Consider the following 14,434-nt stretch of genomic DNA (forward strand, 5'->3'; position numbering starts at 1 on the left):
GCCCGCAGCGTGGCCGGGGGCGGGAATCGGCGCCCCGCCCCCGGCCGTCCGTCAGGCCGCAGCGCGCGGCTGGTCGAGCTCCGCCGTGCGGGGCACGCCCAGGTCGCGCAGTACCGCCTCGGCCGCCCGGCGTCCCGAGACCAGCGCCCCCTGCGCGCTGCTGGTGTCCCGGTGGTCCCCGCAGACGTAGAGTCCGGCCAGCACCCGCACCGGGCGGCGGAAGTTGTGCGGCGGCGGCATCGCCGGTACCGCGTCCGGCAGGTGACGCACGCTCAGGAACTCCCATTCGCGCGCTGCCACCCCGTACAGCCGCCCCAGCCGCTCGCGCACCGCGGGCTCCAGGGCGGCGGGCCCGCCGGAGCCGAAGGCGCGCCGACCGAGCACCGTGGTGGCCACCAGCGAGCGGTCCGCCGGGGCGTAGGACTCGTGCACCTGACTGAGGATCAGCGAGTGCGAGACCGGCGCCGGACCCTGGTCCCGGTCGGCGTCGAGCAGCAGCACCGCCTCGTTCAGCGGCGTGCCGGCGGTGGTGTGGAAGTACGTCGTCACCGGGTGGAAGTCGGGTAGCCGCAGGCCCGGCAGCAGCTCGACCGCCGACCGGGCGTCGGTGGCCAGCACCACCGCGCGGGCGCCGAGGCGGCCGTGCTCCGCGGTCCACACCGCGTCCGCGCCGATCGCGGTCACCCGCACGCCGAGCCGCACCGTGCCCGGCGGTAGCGAGTCGGCCAACTGGCCGGGCACCGCGGCGGTGCCGGCGGCGGGCAGTGCGAGCCGGCCGCGCGCGTAGCCGCGCAGCACCAGATCGGCGATCCGGCTGCTGGTGCCGAGTGCCGGATCGCTCAGCAGGGCGGTGAGCAATGGACGCAGGAAGCCGTCCACCACCTTGGCGGGCAGTGCGCGCTCGGCCAGCGCGCGGGCGGTGCTGGTCTCGGGACGGGCCAGCAGTCTGGGCACCGGGGTGGCCGCCAGCCGGCTCAGGCTGGCGCCGAGGCGGGCCTTCTCCAGCGGGCTGCCGAGCGGCGAACGGGTGGCGGCCTGCCGGGCGGTCGGCAGCTGCGGATCGCCGACCCGGTAGCGGCGGCCGCCGCTGTGCACCAGTACCCCGGGGGCCAGTCGACACAGCGCCAGGCCGTCCAGGTCGAGCCGGCGGACCAGCTCGGGGAAACCGGTGTTGAGCAGTTGACCGCCGTGGTCCAGCCGGTAGCCGTCCAGCTGCTGACCGGCCATCCGGCCGCCGATCCGCTCGGTCGCCTCCAGTACCTGGACCTGCAGTCCGGCGGAGGTCAGCGACCGGGCGGCGGCCAGGCCGGCCAGCCCCGCGCCGACCACGACCACGTCGGGGTCGTCGGCGCGGCTGCGGCGGGTGATGTCGTGTGGGGTCACGGGCGAGCTCCCTCCCTGGTCCCGGAGCTCCGGCCGGCGGCCGGCTGCGGAGCGTGCCGGGACGGTTCGAACGGGTGATGCCCCGTCAGTAGCTTGATCAGGCAAGGGCATTCGCTCGAATCGGTGGGCGCCGCACCGCGCCGGTGGCACGCCCAGGGGGCACGCATGCGCGCCGTGCGCCGTCGCGTGCGCCCCTGGGCGCTTGCTCCCCGGGTGGCTCAGAGCGCGGCGCGCACCGCCGCGTCCACCCCCGGGTGGGTGAAGTCGAACCCGGCCGCCAGCAGCTTCGCCGGCACCACCCGGTGGCTGCCCACCACCTCCACCGCCATCTCGCCCAGCGCCAGCTTCAGCGCGAACCGCGGCACCGGGAACCGCGTGGGCCGGCGCAGCACCCGCCCGAGCGCCGCCGTCAGCTCGGCGTTGGTGACCGGCTCGGGCGCGCTGAGGTTGACCGGGCCGTTCAGCTCGGGGTTCTCGACCAGGAAGCGCAGCGCGGCGATCTGGTCCGTCAGCGAGATGAAGCTCCAGTACTGCTCACCCGAGCCGAGTCGCCCGCCCAGTCCCAGCTTGAACAGCGGGAACAGCCGGGCGCCCGCCCCGCCCGCCGCGGTCAGCACCAGCCCGGTGCGCGGGTGCACCACCCGGACCCCGGCCTCGGCGGCCGGGCGGGCCGCGCCCTCCCACGCCACGCAGACCTCGGCCAGGAAGTCGTCGCCGGCCGGCGCCGTCTCGTCGATCACCCGGGCCCCGGTCTGCCCGTAGTAGCCCACCGCCGAGGCGCTGACCAGCACGCCGGGCGGTGCGTCCAGCGTCGGCAGCACCGCGGCCAGGGTCCGGGTGCCGAGCACCCGGCTGTCGTGGATCGCCTGCTTGTACGCCGGTGTCCACCGGTGGTCGGCGACCCCGGCACCCGCCAGGTGCACCACCGCGTGCACCCCGTCCAGACCGGCCCGGTCGACCTCGCCGCGCTCGGGGTTCCAGCCGATCGCCACCGAGCCGTCCGGGCGTGGACCGAGCGCGCTACGGTGCCGGACCAGCCGGACCACCTGGTGGCCGTCGGCCAGCAGGGAGCGGACGAGGGCGGAGCCGATCAGGCCCGAGGAACCGGTGACAGCGATACGCATGCGGTCATCCTGGCAGGCGGGGCAGCCACGGTGGTGCCCAACCCGCCAGGACGCCAGGCGGGGGAGGCCGGGTGCGGCGCCGGGCTCGGACGTGCTCGAGCTGCCCGGCCGGGATGCCGGGCTGGTCAGGGCACCGCTGACGTACCCTCATCGGGCCCGATACGGTACGGCGGTGAGCAACTCCACTCCTCCCGGCTGGTACCCCGACCCGGAGCCCGCCCCGGGCACCGAAGGCGCGCACGAGCGCTTCTGGGACGGCTCCGGCTGGACCGCCAGGAGCCGCCCGCTGGCAGCGGCTGTTGCCGCCACGCTCGGTGCCGTCGCGCAGGCGCCCGCGCCGCAGCCGTCCGCGCCGCCCAGCGTCCCGCCGCCGTTCGGACGGCTGGTCGCAGCCGGGCCGTCGGAGCCCGCCATGTCGCTCTCCGACGCCTCACCGGCGTACGGTCACCCGGCCATCCCCGAGCCCGAGTCCCCGGTCGGCTACGGCATCCCGGCGGCCGCGCTCGCGCCGCCACCGATGACCCCGCCGCCGCCCGTGCCCATGCCCGTGCCCGTGCCCCCCGCGGGGCCGGTGCCGCAGGCGCCCCCGCTCTCGCCCCACGCCTACCCGCCGCCCGCCTACCCCACGGCCGGCCCGCTCCCGTACCCGTCGGCACCACCCGTGCCGCCCGCCGCGTCCGCGCCGGTCAAGCGCACCGGGCTGGTCCTCGGCCTGTTGACGGGTGCGCTCGCGCTGATCGTGGTCGTGGCCGGGGTGTCCATCTCGCTGGTCAGGGGATCGACGCAGACCGCCGGCCGGCCCGGGGTCGCCGCTCCCGGCCTGCCCCAGCCGCAGCCGCTGCCCGGTGCGGGCGCCCCGACCGGCTCCGCCGCCCCGGCCCCGGGCTCCTCCGCGGCCCCGGCCCCGGGCTCGTCCGCCGGCTCCGGCTCCTCCCCGGGTTCGGCGCCGCAGAGCAAGTCCCCGCTCTCGCCGGACGGCGGCAGTGTCCAGGACGCCGTGCACAACTGGAGCGTCCCGCTCCTCGCCGGCTGGGATTCCGCCGACCACGACGCCTCGACCGCCGCCCTGCTGGTCACCGGTCCCTACCAGTGCGCCACCCCCGGCGGCTGCGTACGCGGCAACTTCACGATCGACAGCAACCCGGCGCCCGGCCCCGACGCCGAGACGGTGGCCCGCCAGACCATGGCCGGCTACGCCCCCCAGCTCTTCGGCCCGCTCGGCACGCACCAGGAGCTGACCAGCGGCCCGATCAGCGTGGCGGGCCTCACCGGGTTCGCCGTCCGCTGGCACGTGGTGCCGCAACAGGCCGGCCCCGGCTTCCTGCTGCTGATCGCGCTGCCGGCCCCCGGCGGCGGGTTCACCACCCTGGTCGGCTCGGTGGACGACGACCCGCAGGCCCCGGCGCCCGCCGTGCTGGACCAGATCGCCGCCGGCATCCGCGCCGCCGACCTGCCGCCCGGCGGCCCCGCCACCCCGTCGGCCGCCCCCACGACCTCGTCCGCCGCCCTGCCGCGCAACGCGACCTGATCCGGAGGACCCGCATGCAGTCCGTCGAGTCCGTCGAGATCGTCGAACAGCAGCTGGCCGACCCGGTCGAGGGCGTGCGCTGCGCTCCCGCAGCGGGCAGCAGGGCCGGCGTCCTGGTGCTGGCCGGCTCCAGCGGCCGGATCGAGACGGACCGCTGCCGCCTGCTGGCCCGCGCCGGCCTGATGGCGCTGTCGATCCGCTGGTTCGGCGGCCCGGGGCAGCCGGCCGGCATCTGCGAGATCCCGTTGGAGACCTTCGCCCGCGCGATCGACCGGCTGCGCGCCGACGGCGCCGAGCGGATCGGCGTGCTCGGCACCTCCAAGGGCGCCGAGGCCGCGCTGCTGCTGGCGCTGCGCGATCCCCGGGTGGACGCCGTGGTCGCGCTCGCGCCCACGGACCTGGTCTGGGCCAACGTCGGTCCGGGCGCGGACGGCGTGACCGCGCCCTACCGTTCGAGCTGGTCCTGGCAGGGCGTCCCGCTCCCGTTCGTCCCGTACGACGACACCTGGCAGCGGGCCGAGCCCGAGGGCGCCCCGGTCGCCTTCCGCTCGCACTACCAGCGCAGCCGCCGCACCTTCGCCGAGGCGGCCGGGCTCGCCACGATCCCGATCGAGCGGACCGACGCCGAGGTGCTGCTGGTGGCCGGGGGCGACGACGAGATGTGGCCGGCGCTCGACCACGCCCGCGCCCTCGCCGCCCGGGCCCGCAAGGCCACGCTGATCAGCCACGACGGGGCCGGCCACCGCGTCCGGCTCCCCGGCGAGACCCCGCTGCCCCCGTCACCCCTGCACCGCCACGGCGGCACACCCGAGGCCGACGCCGAACTCGGCGCCCGCGCCTGGCCCGAGATCCTCCGCCTGCTGCGTGGCTGAGGCCCTAATCCCCGTAGATCTCCCACAACTTGGGGAACCGTTTCGCCAGCACGGCCGGGTCGCGGTCGTCGAACGGCGCGCCCTCCGGCTGTCGCGGCTGGTTGTTGCCCAGGTCCGGCAGCGGCAGCCCGGTCAGCTGCTCGTGCGCCTCGTCGGCGGCGTACCCGAACTCCTCGGCATCGCCGTCCTCGTCCTCGTCGAAGTCCGGCACCAGGTCCGCCAGGTCGTCCGGGTGGTGCACCGCCCCCTCGAACACCTCCCGCCCCTGCGCGATCAGCCAGCACCGGAAGTAGTCGAAGGAGTCCTCCGACACCTCGCCCAGCAGCAGCCGCGCCGCCCCCCACAGCTCCCGGGTGTACGCCCGCTGGAACCGCGCCTCGAACAGCCTCGCGAAGTCGATCACCTCATCCGGCGTCAGTTGCACGAGCCGTTCCACCAGCAGGTCGGCCTGATCGTCCGGGTCCCCGTCGGCGGCGTCGCGGGTCTCGTCGATGATCTGCCAGAAGTCCGTCTCGTACATCACCGCTCCAGCATCCCTGTTCGAGGGCCCGGATGCATGCCTACGCGCCGTAGGAGAGGGGCGCGCGCTCGCTGGAAGGGGTGAAGCTGGTGGAAGAGGGGGAGGGGATTGATACTCGGGGTAGTACGGTCCGGAGCATGGGAGCACAACGCATGGTGAAGTCCAGCGCAGCGCCCGAATCGGTTGAGGCGGAGGAGTTCGCGCCGAGAGTCACAGAGCCCGTGGGGCATGCCATCAAGGTCAGCGTCTCCATGCCTGACGATCTGGTCAGCGACATCCGAGCCAGGGTCGGTAAGCGTGAGTTCAGCCGCTTCGTGGCGGAGGCCGCAGCGCACCGGATCGCGATGATGAAGCTCGGCGAGATCGCGGATGCGTATGAGGCCGAGAACGGACCGATCCCGGACGACCTGATGCGAGAGGCCGAGGACCGGTGGCACGAAGCGTTCGGACGGTAGACATGCCCGGAACCTGGGTGCTGGACAGTGAGGGGCTGTCCCGCCTGCTGAGCAGGCAGCCCTCGGCTCTCGCGGACCTGGCGATGGCGGTCAGAAAGAACACCGCCGTCGTGGTCAGCGCGATGACTGTTCCGGAGGCTTACCACGACAGAGTGTCCAGGCAGTGGTTGTCGTACGTCCTGTCCCGGCTCGCCATCCAGCCGGTGACCGAGGCGATCGCTCTGAGGGCCACCGATCTGCTTCGGGAGCATGGATTGCACGGCCACAAGTACGCCACCGACGCCGTTGTTGCCGCCACAGCGCTGCATCGACCCGGCCCCGTCGCCGTTCTCACCAGCGATGTCGACGACCTGCGCCGCTTCTGCGCCGACGAGCCCCGGGTCACGGTCGTCCAGGTCTGAGCCACCGTCGCCGATCCCGAACGCGATCGAGCCCCGGCCCGCCGAAGCGGACCGGGGCTCAACAGTCAATCCGACCAGCAGCCTTACAGGCCGAGCTCGACCTCGAACTCGCCGGACTCCAGGATCTCCTTGACGGCGACCAGGTAGCGGGCGGCGTCGGCGCCGTCCACCAGGCGGTGGTCGTAGGAGAGCGACAGGTAGGTCATGTCGCGGACGCCGATGACGGTGCCCTCCTCGGTCTCGATGACCACGGGGCGCTTGACCGTCGCGCCGATGCCCAGGATGGCGACCTGGTTCGGCGGCACGATGACGGTGTCGAACAGCGCACCGCGCGAGCCGGTGTTGCTGATGGTGAAGGTGGCGCCGGACAGCTCGTCCGGGGTGATCTTGTTGCCGCGCACCTTGCTGGCCAGCTCCGCGGTCTTCTTGGAGATGCCGGCGAGGTTGAGGTCGCCCGCTCCCTTGATGACCGGGGTCATCAGACCCTTCTCGGAGTCCACCGCGATACCGATGTTCTCGGTGTCGAAGTAGGTGATGGTGCCCTCGGCCTCGTTGATCCGGGCGTTGATCGACGGGTGGCTCTTCAGCGCCTGGGCGGCGGCCTTGACGAAGAACGGCATCGGGGACAGCTTCACGCCCTCGCGGGCGAGGAAGGCGTCCTTGGCCTTGCCGCGCAGCTTCATGACCTTGGTGACATCCACCTCGACCACGCTGGTCAGCTGAGCCTGCTCGTGCAGGGCCTTCAGCATGTTGTCGCCGATGACCTTGCGCATCCGGGTCATCTTGACCGTCTGGCCGCGCAGCGGGGACGGCGCGGCGGCAGCGGCCTTCGGCGCGGCGGCCGGGGTGGCGGCGACCGGAGCAGCGGCGGCGGCAGCAGCGGCCTCGGCGGCGGCGATGACGTCCTGCTTGCGGATCCGACCGCCGACACCGGAGCCGGTGACGGCGGAGAGCGCGACACCGTGCTCGGCGGCGAGCTTGCGCACCAGCGGGGTGACGTAGGCGTCACCGGCGTCGGCCACCGGCGCGGCGGCGACCGGGGCAGCCGCGACCGGAGCCGGCGCGGCCACGGGAGCCGGGGCAGCGGGGGCGACAGCGACCGGAGCCGGAGCAGCGGCCACCGGGGCCGGGGCAACCGGGGCAGCCACCGGAGCAGCCGGCGCGGGCGCGGCTACCGGAACAGCCACCGGAGCCGGCGCGGCGACGGGAGCCGGCGCGGCCACAGCCGCACCCGCCGCGCCGATCAGCGCGAGCTGGGCGCCGACCTCGGCGGTCTCGTCCTCGCCGACCAGGATCTTCACCACGACACCGGCGACCGGCGACGGGATCTCGGTGTCGACCTTGTCGGTCGAGACCTCGAGCAGCGGCTCGTCGACCTCGACGGTCTCACCCTCGGCCTTGAGCCAGCGAGTGACGGTGCCCTCGGTGACCGACTCGCCCAGCGCGGGCAGCAGCACCGGGGTCGCGTCGGCGGCCGGAGCAGCCGGGGCGGCCACGGGAGCCGGCGCGGCGGGGGCAGCGGCGACGGGGGCCGGAGCCTCGACGACCGGGGCCGGGGCGGCCGGAGCGGCGACCGGGGCCGGCGCGGCGGCAGCCGGAGCGGCGGCCGCGACCGGGGCGCCCGAGCCGTCGTCGATGATCGCCAGCTCGGCGCCCACCTCGACCGTCTCGTCCTCGGCGACCTTGATCGACGCGAGGATGCCGGAGGCCGGCGCGGGGATCTCGGTGTCGACCTTGTCGGTCGAGACCTCGAGCAGCGGCTCGTCGACCTCCACTCGCTCGCCCTCGGCCTTGAGCCAACGGGTGACAGTACCTTCGGACACGCTCTCGCCCAGCGCGGGCAGCGTTACTGAGACCGCCATGGTTTCAGCGACTCCTATCAAGTCTTGCGTTCAGGAAGTTCAGGGAAAGGAAGAACAAGGCGGGGCGGGAGCGATCAGTCGTGCGCGTGCAGCGGCTTGCCGGCCAGCGCCAGGTGCGCCTCGCCGAGCGCCTCGGACTGGGTCGGGTGGGCGTGGATGAGCTGCGCGACCTCGGCGGGCAGCGCCTCCCAGTTGTAGATGAGCTGAGCCTCGCCGACCTGCTCACCCATCCGGGCGCCGACCATGTGGACACCCACCACGGCGCCGTCCTTGACCTGGACGAGCTTGATCTCGCCGGCGGTCTTGAGGATCTTGCTCTTGCCGTTGCCGGCCAGGTTGTACTTGACCGTGACGACCTTCTCCTTGCCGTACAGCTCCACGGCCTTGGCCTCGGAGATGCCGACCGAGGCGACCTCGGGGTTGGAGTAGGTGACGCGCGGCACGCCGTCGTAGTCGATCGGCACGGCCCGCAGGCCGGCCAGCCGCTCTGCCACCAGGATGCCCTCGGCGAAGCCGACGTGGGCCAGCTGCAGGGTCGGGGCGAGGTCGCCGACGGCGGAGATGGTGGGCACGTTGGTGCGCATGTACTCGTCGACCAGCACGTAGCCGCGGTCCATCGCGACCCCGGCCTCCTCGTAGCCCAGGCCCTGCGAGACCGGGCCGCGGCCGATCGCGACCAGCAGCAGGTCGGCGTCGATCTGCTTGCCGTTCTCGGTGGAGACCCGGACACCGGTCTCCGTGTACTCGACGCCCGAGAAGCGGGCCTTGAGCTCGAACTTGATGCCACGCTTGCGGAAGGCCCGCTCCAGCAGCTTGGAGGAGTTCTCGTCCTCCAGCGGAACCAGGTGCGGCAGGGCCTCGACGATGGTGACGTCGACGCCGAAGGACTTCCAGACCGAGGCGAACTCGACGCCGATCACGCCGCCGCCGAGGATGACGGCGGACTGCGGGATGCGGTCGAGCTTGAGGGCGTGGTCGGAGGAGATGACCCGGTTGCCGTCGATGGTCAGGCCCGGCAGCGACTTCGGCACGGAGCCGGTGGCGAGCACGATGTGGCGACCCTCGACCCGCTGGCCGTTGACGTCCACCGAGGTCGGCGAGGAGAGCCGGCCCTCACCCTGGATGAAGTGCACCTTGCGGGAGGCGACCAGGCCCTGCAGACCCTTGTACAGGCCGGCGACCACGTCGTCCTTGTACTTGTGGACGCCGTTGATGTCGATGCCCTGGAAGGTCGCCAGCACGCCGAACTCGGCGGCTTCCTTGGTCTCGTCGGCGATCTCGGCGGCGTGCAGCAGCGCCTTGGTGGGGATGCAGCCCCGGTGCAGGCAGGTGCCGCCCAGCTCGCCCTTCTCGATCAGGGCCACGCTCAGGCCCAGCTGAGCGGCGCGGAGCGCCGCGGCGTAGCCGCCGCTTCCGCCTCCGAGAATGACTACGTCGAAAACGGTGCTGGCGTCGTTCGCCACGTCACGTCCTCCATGCCATGGGGTGTGGATCCGTCCGGGCCGGTGCTGGTCCGGTATGCGGGAAGCCCTTGTGGGGCGCCCAGTCGTGCCGGAAATACATCTTCGCACTTGTTCACGGCGGCTGGTGTCCGGGCCCACCCCGCAGGGGGTCCCAGGCCGCCTCCGCAGGGTGGTCGACACCCGTCGGTAGGCCTGTCTGCGCAGGTCAACCCGGTCTTGACAGCGCCGGCCGCGGCCCGGGCGGCGATCGCCGGCGGGAGGGATTCCGCTTGGTGGAACAAAGTTTCGCCGGAGGCGAACAAGTGGACGGACGTGCGGGCGAACACGCAGGTGAATGCGGGATCGGGAGCTACCAATGAGTAGCTCCCGGGAAATGAGCGGAGAATCTCGCGGCCGAGCGGAAAAAACGGCGGGGCCCGGTGTCTCGGACACCGGGCCCCGCCGCTCGGCGGACCGCTTCGGGAACTGCTCAGGGCATCAGCCCTGCGCGGTCTCCTCCGCGAGCTTCACCAGGGTGCGCACCGCGCTGCCGGTGCCGCCCTTGGGGATGTAGCCGTACGGCGCGCTCTCGTGGTAGGCCGGACCGGCGATGTCCAGGTGCGCCCAGTCGATGCCGTCGGCCACGAACTCCTTGAGGAAGATGCCGGCCGTCAGGCCGCCACCCATCCGCTCGCCCATGTTGGCCAGGTCGGCCACCGGGGAGTCCATGCCCTTGCGCAGCTCGGCCGGCAGCGGCATCGGCCAGGACTGCTCGCCCGCGCGGCCCGCGACGCCGTGCAGCCGGTCCCGGAAGGCGTCCGAGTTGGACATCACGCCGAAGGTGCGGTTGCCCAGCGCCATGATCATCGCGCCGGTCAGGGTGGCCACGTCGACGATCGCGTCCGGCTTCTCCTCGCCGGCCCGGACGATCGCGTCGGCCAGCACCAGGCGGCCCTCGGCGTCGGTGTTGAGCACCTCGACCGTCTTGCCGCCGTACATCCGCAGCACGTCGCCGGGGCGGGTGGCGGAGCCGGAGGGCATGTTCTCGGCCAGCGCCAGCCAGCCGGTGACGTTGACGGCCAGGCCCAGGCGCTTGGCGGCGACCACGGCGGCGAAGACGGCGGCGGCGCCGGACATGTCGCACTTCATGGTCTCGTTGTGGCCGGCCGGCTTGAGCGAGATGCCGCCCGAGTCGTAGGTGATGCCCTTGCCGATGAAGGCGAGGGTGGCCTTGGCCTTGGGGTGGGTGTAGGCGATCTTGACCAGCCGCGGCTTGTTGTCCGAGCCGTTGCCGACGCCCAGGATGCCGCCGAAGCCGCCCTTGGCCAGCGCCTTCTCGTCCCACACCTCGACCTTGAGGCCCAGGTCCTTGCCCACGCCCTGCGCGATGGTCGCGAAGGACTTGGGGTTCAGGTCGTTCGGCGGGGTGTTGATCAGGTCGCGGGACCGGTTCATCTCCTCGCCGAGCACGGTGGCGCGCTCGACGGCGGCCTTCGCGTCCTTGCTGCCCTTGCGCCCGGTCAGCACGATCAGCTCGCCGACCGGCTCCTTGCCGCCCTCGGTGGTGCGGTAGACGGTGAAGTCGTAGGAGCCGAGCAGGCCGCCCAGCGCGACCGCCTCGATCTCCTCGGCCGACTCGGCGGGCAGCGCCAGGCCGGCCTTCTTCGTCCCGGCCAGGGTGCGGGCGGCGACGCCCGCCGCGCGGCGCAGCGTCTCGGTCGAGTAGCCGCCCTCGGCGACCTCACCGAGGCCGACGGCCAGCACGAAGCCGGCCTTGAGCCCGGCGGGGGCCGGCAGCTTGACGGCCTCGCCCTCACCGCCGGTGGCGCCCAGAGTGGTGAGGACGTCGGCCAGCTTGCCCTCGAACGCCTCGACCAGCGCCTCCGCGCCGGAGGCCACCACCAGGCCCTTGGGCCCCTTCGCGACACCGATCACCAAGGCATCCGCGCGCAGCGCGGCGGCGGAGGAGGTGCTCACAGACAATGCAGTCACGTATTTGCGTCCTGTTCTTTCGCGGTCCACGGCCGGATCTGCCGTATGGCATCAGCCCCAGCATGCTCCGCCGTGACGGCGCAGGGCTACGGTGCTCACCGCATGGTAGTCCGCATAGTGGGATGCCGCCGCTCCCGGGCGGCCCTCCGGTTGCGGCATCGGCCCGGTGCCGCGCCGGCCATGCGCGGTTCGCGGCAAGGCCGTTACGGGGCGTTATGCCGCGCTTGAGGTCGCGGTCGGTGTCGCGACTGGCGTCACAGCTGGCGTCAGGTTGGCCAGGGTCCCAGGGCGAGCACCAGCAGCGCGGCCAGTGCCGCCGTCTCGACCAGCGCGCCGAGCACGTCCCCGGTGACCCCGCCGAACCGGCGCAGGCAGCGCAGCAGCAGTGCGGCGGCGGCGAGTTGACTCAGCGTCAGGGCTACTGCGTAGCGCGGGTGCAGGCCGAGCAGGGCGAGCGCGAGGGCGCTCAGCAGGGTGCCGGCCAGAGCGGTCGGTACCGCCACGCTCGCGGCGACCATCGCCCCGAGGCCGCCGGGCCGCGCGGCGGGCACCGGGCGCAGGCAGCCCCAGGCGAGCGCGCACCGTCCGGCCACCGCGGCGGTCAGCACCGCGAGCGCGCCGCGCCACTCGGAGTGTGCGAACTGGCCGGTCAGGCAGGCGATCTGGGCGAGCAGCACGAGCAGCAGGGTCAGCACGCCGAAGGGGCCGATGTCGGACTGCTTCATGATCCGCAGCGCGTCCTCGGCGGGCTTGCCGCTGCCCAGTCCGTCGGCGACGTCCGCCAGTCCGTCCAGGTGGAGTCCGCGGGTCAGCGCGGCCGACGCGGCTACCGCGGCCACCGCGCCGAGCAGTGGGCCGCCGCGCCAGCAGGCCAACGCGCCGAGCCCGGCCGCCGATGCGCCCAGCACCAGCCCGACCAGCGGCGCGACCGCCATCGCCCGGCCGCCCGCCACCCGGTCCCAGCGGGTCACCCGCACCCGCAGCACCGAGAGCGTGCCGAAGGCGAACCGCAGCCCAGGCAGCCGTAGTTGACGGTCCATCGGTTGACGATCCGTCAGCTCTGGCCCGGTGCCGCTCGGCTCAGCGGTGCTGCTCAGCGCCGGTCCATCAGAGCCGGCCCAGCAGTTCGGCGGCCGAGGGCAACCTGGCCGGCGGGCGCGGTGCGGCGGGAGCGGCCGGCGTGAAGGGCTGCTCGGCCAGCAGGTCGGAGGCCGCCTGCAGCAGCGGCAGCGCCATCAGCGCGCCGACGCCCTCGCCCATGGTGATCCGCTCGTCGTGCAGGGGGGTCAGGGTGAGCCGGTCGTAGGCCTTGGCCAACGCGGGCTCGCCGGTCAGCAGCGCGGCCCGCCACCACTCCGGGGCCCGGAACGAGATCCGCTGCGCCATCAACGCGCAGGCCGCCGAGACCACACCGTCCAGCACCACCGGCAGCTTGCGCACCGCGGCCTGCAGCAGGAACCCGGTGATCGCCGCGAAGTCGGCGCCGCCGGTGGCCGCGAGCAGCGCCAACTGGTCGCCCAGCACCGGCCGGGCCCGCCGCAGCGAGTCCCGGATCGCCGCGCACTTGACCATCCAGACCTTGTCGTCGATCCCCGAGCCGCGCCCGCAGACCGCGGCCGCGTCGGTGCCGCAGAGCGCGCCGATCAGCACCGCGGCCACCGTGGTCGAGCCGACGCCCAGGTCGCCGAGCAGCACCAGGTCGGTGCCGAGTTCGGCTTCCTGGTCGGCGATCGCCATGCCGACGGCGAAGGCCCTGGTGGCCTCCTCGGCGGTCACCGCGTCCTCCAGGTCGATCCGCCCGGAGCCGCGCCGGATCCGGTACTCGCTCACCTCGGGGTCGAACTCCTCGAGCGGCGCGTCCACCGCGAGGTCCACCACCCGCAGCCCGGCGCCGAACCGGCCGGCCAGCCGGGCCACCGGCGCACTGCCGTCGAGCACCGCGTGCACCCGCCGGGCGGTGCCGCCGTCGGCGGCCAGTGCCGAGATGCCCAGCGAGGCGATGCCGTGGTCGCCGGCGAAGAGCAGCACCTTGGGGGCACTCAACGCCCGTACCTCGGTGCCGCCCTGGACCGAGGCGAGCCAGTTGCCCAGCTCCTCCAGCTGCCCGAGCCCGCCGCGCGGCGTGTTCAGCTCCAGCCGGCGCTCCTCGGCCGCGCGGCGGGCGGCGTCGTCGGGGCGCTCGACGAGCGAGGCGAAGGAATCGAGATCCACGGTGGTGTCCATCGTGCGGAACCTTACCAACCGAGCCTCAGGCTGTCCGGGGTGTGCCGCCGGCGGTCGGGCCCTTGATGGTCAGCGGCTGCCCCGCCACCACCAGCAGTACCTCGTCACAGGCCTCGGCGACCGCCATGTTCAGCCGGCCCAGAGTGTCCCGGAACCGCCGCCCGGCCGCCGTGGCGGGGACCACGCCCAGCCCCACCTCGTTGCTGACCGCCACCACCTGGCGCCGCGTCACCCGTACCGCCTCGGCCAGTTCGGCGCACCGCCGCTCCACCGAGCCGGCCGCCCGTCGCTCCCAGGCCGCGTCGTCCCAGGCGTCCGCCTGGTCCATCACGGTGGTCAGCCACATGCCCAGGCAGTCGATCAGCACCGGGGCCGGATCGTCGGTGGCGGCCAGGATCGGCTCCAGGTCCACGGTCTCGGCGGTCCGCCAGCTCGCCGGCCGCCGCCCCTGGTGCAGGGCGACCCGCTGCGCCCAGTCCGGGTCGTCGGCCCGCCGGCCGCCGGTGGCCGCGTAGAGCACGTCGGTGTGCTCGCGCAACAGCCACTCGGCCCGGGTGGACTTGCCCGACCGGGCGCCGCCGAGGATCAAGGTACGAGTCATGCGGGTCATCCTGGCGCACGGGGTTGAGCGG

The 14,434-nt window shown here is 73.8% G+C and carries 12 protein-coding genes and 1 pseudogene; 4 read left to right on the top strand and 9 right to left on the bottom strand.

All coding sequences use genetic code 11. The features are described 5' to 3' along the window. Nucleotides 1–51 precede the first annotated feature (51 nt). Both P3T41_RS00650 and P3T41_RS00655 read right to left on the bottom strand, forming a co-directional pair. Nucleotides 52–1,383, bottom strand: a complete 1,332-nt coding sequence (locus P3T41_RS00650; RefSeq protein WP_280686916.1) for an NAD(P)/FAD-dependent oxidoreductase — start codon at nt 1,381–1,383, stop codon at nt 52–54. A gap of 218 nt (nt 1,384–1,601) precedes the next feature. Beyond that, a complete protein-coding gene (locus P3T41_RS00655) occupies nt 1,602–2,507 on the bottom strand; it encodes a TIGR01777 family oxidoreductase (RefSeq protein WP_280686917.1) in 906 nt (301 codons plus the stop codon). Nucleotides 2,508–2,679: 172 nt separating this feature from the next. Here P3T41_RS00655 and P3T41_RS00660 point away from each other — a divergent pair, with 172 nt between their 5' ends. Both P3T41_RS00660 and P3T41_RS00665 read left to right on the top strand, forming a co-directional pair. After that, the gene (locus tag P3T41_RS00660) at nt 2,680–4,035 is read left to right on the top strand and encodes a DUF2510 domain-containing protein (RefSeq protein ID WP_280686918.1); all 1,356 of its coding nucleotides are present in this window, start codon (nt 2,680–2,682) and stop codon (nt 4,033–4,035) included. Nucleotides 4,036–4,049: 14 nt separating this feature from the next. Beyond that, nucleotides 4,050–4,907 carry an acyl-CoA thioester hydrolase/BAAT C-terminal domain-containing protein gene (locus tag P3T41_RS00665; protein ID WP_280686919.1) on the top strand — a complete coding sequence of 286 codons (858 nt, stop codon included), beginning with the start codon at nt 4,050–4,052 and terminating at the stop codon, nt 4,905–4,907. 4 nt (nt 4,908–4,911) lie between these two features. On the opposite strand, the gene P3T41_RS00670 is transcribed toward P3T41_RS00665, so the two are convergent. Further along, nucleotides 4,912–5,427, bottom strand: coding sequence for a DUF4240 domain-containing protein (locus tag P3T41_RS00670; RefSeq protein WP_280686920.1), 516 nt, complete (start codon nt 5,425–5,427; stop codon nt 4,912–4,914). Nucleotides 5,428–5,579: 152 nt separating this feature from the next. On the opposite strand from P3T41_RS00670, the gene P3T41_RS00675 reads away from it, so the two are divergent. After that, nucleotides 5,580–5,882 carry a hypothetical protein gene (locus tag P3T41_RS00675; RefSeq protein WP_280686921.1) on the top strand — a complete coding sequence of 101 codons (303 nt, stop codon included), beginning with the start codon at nt 5,580–5,582 and terminating at the stop codon, nt 5,880–5,882. Between the two features lie 17 nt (nt 5,883–5,899). Beyond that, nucleotides 5,900–6,283: a PIN domain-containing protein gene (locus P3T41_RS00680; protein WP_280686922.1), complete on the top strand. Its 384-nt coding sequence runs from the start codon at nt 5,900–5,902 to the stop codon at nt 6,281–6,283. An 83-nt stretch (nt 6,284–6,366) separates the two neighbouring features. On the opposite strand, the gene sucB is transcribed toward P3T41_RS00680, so the two are convergent. From sucB to cobU, 6 genes and pseudogenes are all read right to left on the bottom strand, one after another. Continuing rightward, nucleotides 6,367–8,145 carry a 2-oxoglutarate dehydrogenase, E2 component, dihydrolipoamide succinyltransferase gene (gene sucB / locus P3T41_RS00685; RefSeq protein ID WP_280686923.1) on the bottom strand — a complete coding sequence of 593 codons (1,779 nt, stop codon included), beginning with the start codon at nt 8,143–8,145 and terminating at the stop codon, nt 6,367–6,369. Nucleotides 8,146–8,219: 74 nt separating this feature from the next. After that, complete coding sequence (lpdA, locus tag P3T41_RS00690; protein WP_280686924.1) at nt 8,220–9,608, bottom strand: dihydrolipoyl dehydrogenase; 1,389 nt, start codon at nt 9,606–9,608, stop codon at nt 8,220–8,222. 477 nt (nt 9,609–10,085) lie between these two features. Then, entirely contained in the window at nt 10,086–11,579 is a 1,494-nt protein-coding gene (locus P3T41_RS00695) for a leucyl aminopeptidase (RefSeq protein ID WP_280686925.1), read from the bottom strand. A 266-nt stretch (nt 11,580–11,845) separates the two neighbouring features. Further along, entirely contained in the window at nt 11,846–12,619 is a 774-nt protein-coding gene (locus P3T41_RS00700) for an adenosylcobinamide-GDP ribazoletransferase (RefSeq protein WP_280686926.1), read from the bottom strand. 67 nt (nt 12,620–12,686) lie between these two features. Then, nucleotides 12,687–13,802 carry a nicotinate-nucleotide--dimethylbenzimidazole phosphoribosyltransferase gene (locus tag P3T41_RS00705; protein ID WP_280686927.1) on the bottom strand — a complete coding sequence of 372 codons (1,116 nt, stop codon included), beginning with the start codon at nt 13,800–13,802 and terminating at the stop codon, nt 12,687–12,689. Nucleotides 13,803–13,827: 25 nt separating this feature from the next. Beyond that, nucleotides 13,828–14,397 (bottom strand): annotated as a pseudogene (cobU, locus tag P3T41_RS00710) (bifunctional adenosylcobinamide kinase/adenosylcobinamide-phosphate guanylyltransferase); the annotation flags it as partial. Between the last annotated feature and the right edge of the window lie 37 nt (nt 14,398–14,434).

Origin of the sequence: Kitasatospora sp. GAS204B, assembly GCF_029892155.1 — a bacterium.
Classification (GTDB): domain Bacteria; phylum Actinomycetota; class Actinomycetes; order Streptomycetales; family Streptomycetaceae; genus Kitasatospora.

What these genes read in the sequence shown, in the direction of transcription:
- P3T41_RS00655 (WP_280686917.1), bottom strand. Translation starts at nt 2,507, where the DNA reads ATGCGTATCGCTGTCACCGGTTCCTCGGGCCTGATCGGCTCCGCCCTC.
- P3T41_RS00665 (WP_280686919.1), top strand. Translation starts at nt 4,050, where the DNA reads ATGCAGTCCGTCGAGTCCGTCGAGATCGTCGAACAGCAGCTGGCCGAC.
- P3T41_RS00670 (WP_280686920.1), bottom strand. Translation starts at nt 5,427, where the DNA reads ATGTACGAGACGGACTTCTGGCAGATCATCGACGAGACCCGCGACGCC.
- P3T41_RS00675 (WP_280686921.1), top strand. Translation starts at nt 5,580, where the DNA reads ATGGTGAAGTCCAGCGCAGCGCCCGAATCGGTTGAGGCGGAGGAGTTC.
- sucB (WP_280686923.1), bottom strand. Translation starts at nt 8,145, where the DNA reads ATGGCGGTCTCAGTAACGCTGCCCGCGCTGGGCGAGAGCGTGTCCGAA.
- P3T41_RS00700 (WP_280686926.1), bottom strand. Translation starts at nt 12,619, where the DNA reads ATGGACCGTCAACTACGGCTGCCTGGGCTGCGGTTCGCCTTCGGCACG.
- P3T41_RS00705 (WP_280686927.1), bottom strand. Translation starts at nt 13,802, where the DNA reads ATGGACACCACCGTGGATCTCGATTCCTTCGCCTCGCTCGTCGAGCGC.